The organism is Streptomyces sp. NPDC002265, assembly GCF_040296125.1.
In the GTDB taxonomy this organism is placed as follows: Bacteria; Actinomycetota; Actinomycetes; order Streptomycetales; family Streptomycetaceae; genus Streptomyces.
Map to the genome: position 1 here is coordinate 1 of NZ_JBEOWS010000422.1, position 7,571 is coordinate 7,571.

The window sequence follows — 7,571 nt, forward strand, 5'->3', positions numbered from 1 at the left end:
ACTGCGGCCCGGGTGGCCGCCGTCCTCGGCCAGACGGCCGAGGACCAGGTGGCGGTCCGTGCCTCGGGCGTCTTCGGGCGCCGGCTCGTCCGGGCCGCCCGCGCGACCGGCCCCGCCCGGAAGTGGTCGCCGCGCGGCACGGTGCTGATCACCGGTGGTACCGGTGCACTGGGCGGGCACGTCGCGCGCTGGCTCGCCGGCACGGGTGCGGAGCATCTGGTGCTCACCAGCCGCCGAGGCCCCGCGTCGACCGGTGCCACGGAGCTCGTTGCGGAGCTGGAGGCGCTCGGCGCGGCCGTGACCGTCGTGGCCTGTGACGCGGCCGACCGTGACGCCCTGAAAGCGCTGCTGGCGGAGCACCCCGTCAACGCCGTCGTCCATGCCGCCGGCGTCGGCGACCACGTCATGATCGAGGACTCCGACCCGGCCGGGTTCGCCGGCACGGTGGCGGCCAAGGCCGTCGGCGCCATGCACCTGGACGAACTGCTGGCCAGTCAGGAACTCGACGCGTTCGTCATGTTCTCCTCGGGCGCCGGCATCTGGGGTGGCGCCGGCCAGGGAGCCTACGCGGCGGCCAACGCCTACCTGGACGCCCTCGCCGAGCACCGGCGGGCCCACGGACGCACCGCGCTCGCCGTCTCCTGGGGCGGCTGGGCCGAGGGCGGCATGGCAGGCGTCGGCGACGGAGAGGAGATGCTGCGCCGCCGAGGCCTGCCGCCGATGCGGCCCGCCCTCGCGGTCTCCGCGCTTCAGCAGGCGCTGGCCGACGGCGACACCGCCCTCACCGTCGCGGACTTCGACTGGGAGCGGTTCATCGGCCCGTTCACCGTCATCCGCCCCAGCGCCCTGTTCTCCGACCTGCCCGAGGCGCGCCGCACCCTGGAGACGCCGGCCTCCGGCGGAGCCGAAGCCGGAAACGTGCTCGCCGCGAAGCTGACCGGGCTGTCGGCGGCCGAGCAGAACCGTACGCTGGTGGATCTCGTCCGCACGCACGCGGCTGCCGTGCTCGGCCACGAGGGTGTCGCGGCGGTGGAGCCCGGTCGGGCGTTCAACGACCTCGGCTTCGACTCGCTCACCGCCGTCGAACTGCGCAACAAGCTCGCGGCCGACACCGGCCTGAAGCTCCCCACCACTCTGGTCTTCGACCACCCCGACGCCACGGCCCTGGCCCGGTTCCTGCGTGCCGGACTGCTCGGTTCGCAGGACGCCGTGCCGCAGGAGCAGCGCACCGCCGCCGTCGGCGACGAGCCCATCGCGATCGTGGCGATGAGCTGCCGCCTTCCCGGTGGTGTCGGCTCGCCCGAGGACCTGTGGCAGCTCGTGATGGCCGGCGGCGACGCGATCTCCGGCTTCCCCGAGGACCGCGGCTGGGACGTCGAGGCCCTCTACGACCCCGACCCCGGCACCCCCGGCAAGACATACGCGCGCGACGGCGGCTTCCTCTACGACGCCGGCGACTTCGACGCCGCGCTGTTCGGGATCTCGCCGCGCGAGGCGCTCGCGATGGACCCGCAGCAGCGACTGCTGCTGGAAGCCTCGTGGGAAGTCTTCGAGCGGGCCGGCATCGATCCTGCCTCCCTGAAGGGCAGCCGCACCGGCGTGTTCGTCGGCATGTCCTACCAGGGTTACGGCGCGGGCCTGCCGCAGGTCCCGGAAGGCGTCGAGGGCCACCTGCTCACCGGCAGCGCCGCGAGCGTCGTCTCCGGGCGAGTTGCGTATTCGTTCGGCCTGGAGGGCCCGGCCGTCACCGTCGACACGGCCTGCTCGTCCTCGCTGGTCGCCCTGCACCTGGCCATCCAGTCGCTGCGCAACGGCGAGAGCACGATGGCCGTCGCGGGCGGGGTGAACGTCATGGCCGTACCGGCAGCGTTCGTGGAGTTCAGCCGCCAGCGCGGTCTGTCTCCGGACGGCCGGTGCAAGGCGTTCGGCGCGGACGCGGACGGCACGGGCTGGGCGGAGGGTGTGGGGGTGGTGCTCGTGGAGCGCCTCTCCGACGCCGTGCGCAACGGTCACGAGGTGCTGGCGGTGGTACGGGGCACTGCCGTGAACCAGGACGGTGCGTCCAACGGGCTCACCGCGCCCAACGGCCCGGCGCAGCAGCGGGTCATCCGGCAGGCCCTGGCCTCCGCCGGGCTCACCGAGGCCGACGTCGACGCGGTGGAGGCGCACGGTACGGGCACCGCTCTGGGCGACCCGATCGAGGCGCAGGCACTGCTCGCCACGTACGGCCAGGAGCGCCCGCAGGACCGGCCGCTGTGGCTCGGTTCGCTGAAGTCCAACATCGGTCACGCTCAGGCGGCGTCCGGCGTGGCCGGTGTGATCAAGATGGTGATGGCGATGCGCCACGGCGTCCTTCCGCGGACGCTGCACGCCGACGACCCGACGCCGCACGTGGACTGGTCGGCGGGCGCGGTGCGACTGCTGACGCAATCCGTCGACTGGCCGGAGACGGACCGCCCGCGCCGGGCCGCGGTCTCGTCCTTCGGTGTCAGCGGCACCAACGCCCACACCATCATCGAGCAGGCCCCACCGGCCGAACCGGCCGCCGTCGCACCGGTCGAGGTCGCCTCGGCGACCGTGCCGTGGGTGCTGTCCGGCAAGTCCGAGGCCGCGCTGCGCGCCCAGGCCGAGCGCCTGCTGTCCCTCACCGCCGACGGCGCCGAACCGTCCCTCACCGACGTCGGTTTCTCGCTGGCCACCACCCGCACCGCCCTGGAGCACCGCGCCACCGTGATCGGTGCCGACCGCAGCCGGATCGCCGAGGGCCTACGGGCCCTGGCAGCCGGGGTGCCCGCTCCCGGCGTCGCCCTCGGCCGCGCCGACACCGGCCGGGTCGGGTTCCTGTTCTCCGGGCAGGGCTCGCAGCGCGTCGGCATGGGGCGGGAACTGTACGAGGCGTTCCCGGTCTTCGCCGAGGCGTACGACGAGGTGTGCGCCCACCTCGACCGGCACCTCGACCGGCCACTGCGGCACGTGGCCTTCGGCGGGAACGGTCACGAGGACGGCGAGGAGCTGAACCGCACCGTCTTCACCCAGCCAGCGCTGTTCGCGCACGAGGTCGCCGTGCACCGCCTGCTCGGATCGTGGGGCGTTCGGCCGGACTTCCTGGCCGGGCACTCCGTGGGCGAGATCGCGGCCGCGCACGTGGCCGGCGCCCTGTCGCTGGAGGACGCGGCCACACTGGTGACGGCCCGTGCCGCGCTGATGCAGGCCCTGCCAGCCGGCGGGGCGATGATCGCAGTCCAGGCCACCGAGGACGAGGTGCTGCCGCACCTCACCGACGACATCGGCATCGCGGCGGTCAACGGTCCGCGGTCCGTCGTGGTCTCCGGAGCCGAGGCCGCCGTAGCCGCCGTCGCGGACCACTTCACCCAGGAGGGCCGCAAGACCTCCCGGCTCACCGTGAGCCACGCCTTCCACTCGCCGCTGATGGACCCCGTGCTGGCGGACTTCGCCCGTGTCGTCGGCGGTCTGCGCTTCGAGACACCCCGGACACCGGTCGTCTCGAACCTCACCGGTGAGCTCATCGACGCGTACACGGCGGACTACTGGGTCCGGCACGTCCGCGAGGCCGTGCGTTTCGCCGACGGCATCCGGACCCTGGGCGAGCTGGGCGTGACCACGTTCGTCGAGACCGGCCCCGGCACGGTCCTCAGCGCCATGGCCCAGGGCTGCCTGGACGGCGCGGTCACCGTTCCGTCCGTACGGTCCGGCAGCCCCGAACCCGAGGCGATCACCGGCGCTCTCGCGCAACTCCACGTGGACGGTGTCCCCGTCGACTGGCGGGCGTTCTTCACCGGCCGTGGCGCCCGGCGCGCCGACCTGCCCACCTACGCCTTCCAGCACCAGCGGTACTGGCTGGAGACCGCCGCGACCGCGACCGCGACCACGGCCGCTGCCGTCGCGGGGACCGACGCCGTGGAGGCCGGGTTCTGGGAGACGGTGGAGCGCGAGGACGCCGCATCCCTCGCCGCCACCCTCGACCTGCCCGCCGAGCAGTTGGACGCGGTGCTGCCCCGGCTGTCCGCGTGGCGTCGGCAGCAGCGCCGGGAGTCCGTGGTGGAAGGCTGGTCCTACCGCACGGGCTGGAAGCCGCTCAGCGGTCTGCGGTCGCACCAACTGCGTGGAGACTGGCTGTTCCTGGTCACGGACTACGCCGAGGCCGCGGAGTGGACCGATGCCGTGTCCGACGGGCTCGCCGCCCGCGGGGCCCGGTTGCTCCGGGTGACGGTCGACCCGGCCGCCGACCGCGGCACACTGCTGGGGCAGCTCGGCGACGCCGTCCGGGAGACCCCGGTCGACGGGGTGATCTCCCTGCTCGGCACTGACGAGCGGCCCCACACCGGACATCCGGCCCTGTCCGTCGGCACCACGCTGTCCCTCGCGCTCGTCCAGGCCCTGGGCGACGCGGATATCAACGCCCCGTTGTGGGCGCTGACCAGGTCCGCCATGTCCACCGGCCGTGCGGACACGGTGCCGAGCGCCACCCAGAACGCCGTCTGGGGCCTCGGCCGGGTCGCCGCCCTGGAGCACTCGCGGCGCTGGGGCGGTCTGATCGACCTCCCGGACACGGTCGACGACCGGGTCGCCGACCGCCTCGCCGCGGTGCTCGGCCGGTCGGCCGAGGAACGGTCGGCCGAGGAACGGTCGGCCGAGGAACGGTCGGCAGGGGACCCATCGGCCGAGGACCAGATCGCGATCCGCGCCCGCGGTGTGTTCGGCCGCCGGCTGTCCCACACCGTCGCCCGCAGGAACACGCGGGCCGGGCAGCGCTGGACACCGCGCGGCACGGTGCTGATCACCGGTGGTACGGGTGCGCTGGGCGGGCACGTCGCCCGCTGGCTCGCCGGTGCCGGTGCCGAACACCTCGTGCTCGCCGGCCGCCGCGGCCTCGACGCGCCGGGCGCGGCCGGTCTCCTCGCAGAGCTGGAGGCGACCGGTGTCCGGGTCACCGTCGCCGCGTGCGACGTCGCCGACCGTGACGCGCTCGCCACACTGCTCGCCGAGCACCCGGTGAACGCCGTCGTCCACACGGCGGGCGTGGACCACCTGGAGCCGCTGGAGGACATGACACCAGGTTCCTTCGCCGACGTGCTGTCCGCCAAAGCAGCCGGCGCCCTGCACCTCGACGCGCTTCTCGTCGGCCGGGAACTCGACGCCTTCGTCCTCTTCTCGTCCATCGCCGGAGTGTGGGGCAGCGGCCACCAGGCCGCCTACGCGGCGGCCAACGCCCTGCTCGACGGACTCGCCGAACGCCGCCGCGCCCAGGGCCTGCCGGCGATCTCCGTGGCCTGGGGCCCGTGGGCCGGCGGCGGCATGGCCGAGGCCGACGGCGCGGACGAACGACTCCGCCGCCGCGGCCTGATCCCGATGCCCGCCACGCTCGCCGTGGCCGGCCTCCGGCAGGCGCTGGACTCCGGCGAGGCGACCGCCACAGTGGCCGACGTCGACTGGGACCGGTTCCTGCCCCCGTTCACCATGGGCCGTCCGAGCGCCCTGCTCGGCGACCTCCCGGAGGCCGAGCGGATCCTCACCGCGGGCAGCATGGCCGGTGCGCCCGGCACGGCCGCCGCCTCACCCCTGGCCGACCGCCTCACCGCAATGCCCGAGACCGAGCAGCACGTGCTGCTGGTCGACCTCGTCCGCACCCATGCGGCGGCCGTCCTCGGCCACGACAGCGCCGGCGAGGTCGAGGCCGACCGGGCGTTCAAGGACCTGGGCTTCGACTCCCTGACCGCCGTCGAACTGCGCAACAGGCTCAACGCCGAGACCGGGCTCGCACTGCCGCCCACGCTGGTCTTCGACCACCCCAACGCCCAGGCACTCGCCCGGCAGTTGCGCACCGAGCTCACCGGCCTCACCGGCGTGGCCGCACCGGAAACTGCCGCCGCGCCCGCCGCCGACGACGACCCCATCGCGATCGTCGGCATGGCCTGCCGGTATCCGGGCGGGGTGCGTTCGCCGGAGGATCTGTGGCAGTTGGTGGTCTCCGGTGGTGACGCGGTCGGCGAGTTCCCGGCGGACCGGGGCTGGGACGTGGAGGACCTCTACGACCCGGACCCGGACGCCTCCGGCAAGACGTACACGCGCCGCGGTGGATTCCTCTATGAGGCGGGGGAGTTCGACCCGGGGTTCTTCGGGATCAGTCCGCGTGAAGCGGTGGCGATGGATCCGCAGCAGCGGTTGCTGCTGGAGACCACGTGGGAGACGTTCGAGCGGGCCGGCATCGACGCGGAGTCGGTGCGTGGCAGCCGTACCGGAGTTTTCGTCGGTTCCGGCTACCAGGACTACGCCGCCCAGGCCTTCAACGCGATCGACGACTCCGAGGGTTTCTTCGGCACGGGCAACTCGGCGAGCATCATGTCCGGTCGTATCGCCTACACCCTCGGCCTGGAAGGACCGGCCGTCACCGTCGACACGGCGTGTTCGTCGTCGCTCGTGGCGCTGCACTGGGCGGTCCAGGCGCTCCGTAACGGCGAGTGCTCCATGGCGCTTGCCGGGGGCGTGATGGTGATGTCCACCCCGCGTGCCTTCGTGGAGTTCAGCCGCCAGCGCGGCCTGTCGCCCGACGGCCGGTGCAAGGCGTTCGGCGCGGGGGCCGACGGCACCGGCTGGGCGGAGGGTGTCGGCATGCTCCTGGTGGAGCGGCTGTCCGACGCCCGCCGCAACGGGCACCAGGTGCTGGCGGTGGTTCGCGGCAGCGCCGTCAACCAGGACGGTGCGTCCAACGGGCTGACGGCGCCCAACGGCCCCGCGCAGCAGCGGGTCATCCGGCAAGCCCTCGCCTCCGCGGGCCTCACCACCGCCGAGGTCGACGCGGTGGAGGCCCACGGCACGGGCACGAGGCTGGGCGACCCGATCGAGGCGCAGGCACTGCTCGCCACCTACGGCCAGGAGCGACCCGGAGGACAGCCGCTGTGGCTGGGCTCGTTGAAGTCGAACATCGGTCACTCGCAGGCAGCCGCGGGTGTCGCCGGTGTGATCAAGATGGTCATGGCGATGCGCCACGGCGTGCTGCCGCAGAGCTTGCACGTGGACGAGCCGACGCCGCACGTGGACTGGTCGGCCGGTGACGTCCGGCTGCTGACGGAGGCCGTCGACTGGCCCGAGTCGGACCGCCCGCGCCGGGCCGCGGTCTCGTCCTTCGGAGTCAGCGGCACCAACGCCCACACCATCATCGAACAGGCGCCGCCGGCCCCGGCCGAAGAGGTCACCGCCGCCCCGGCCCCGACGCTCCTGCCGTGGGTGCTCTCCGCCAAGAGCAGCGCTGCACTGCGCGACCAGGCACGACGACTGCTGGCCGTCGTGCAGGACGACACGTCACCGGCCGATGTCGGCTTCTCGCTCGCCACCACCCGCAGCGCCTTGCGCCACAGGGCGGCCGTCATCGGTGAGAGCGCTGACGACTTCCGCCGTGGACTGGAGCGCCTTGCAGCCGGAATACCGTCCCCCGGAGTCGTCCAGGGCCGCCCGGGGGGCAAGGTCGGCTTCCTGTTCTCGGGTCAGGGTTCGCAGCGGGTCGGTATGGGGCGTGAGTTGTACGGGGCGTTCCCTGTTTTCGCCGATGCGTA

Annotated in this window: 1 protein-coding gene; it reads left to right on the top strand. The window is 73.7% G+C overall.

Annotation, left to right across the window (positions count from 1 at the left end; genetic code table 11):
- The coding region (locus tag ABT085_RS41235) for a type I polyketide synthase (protein ID WP_351620655.1) at positions 1–7,571 on the top strand (7,571 nt) is incomplete at both ends.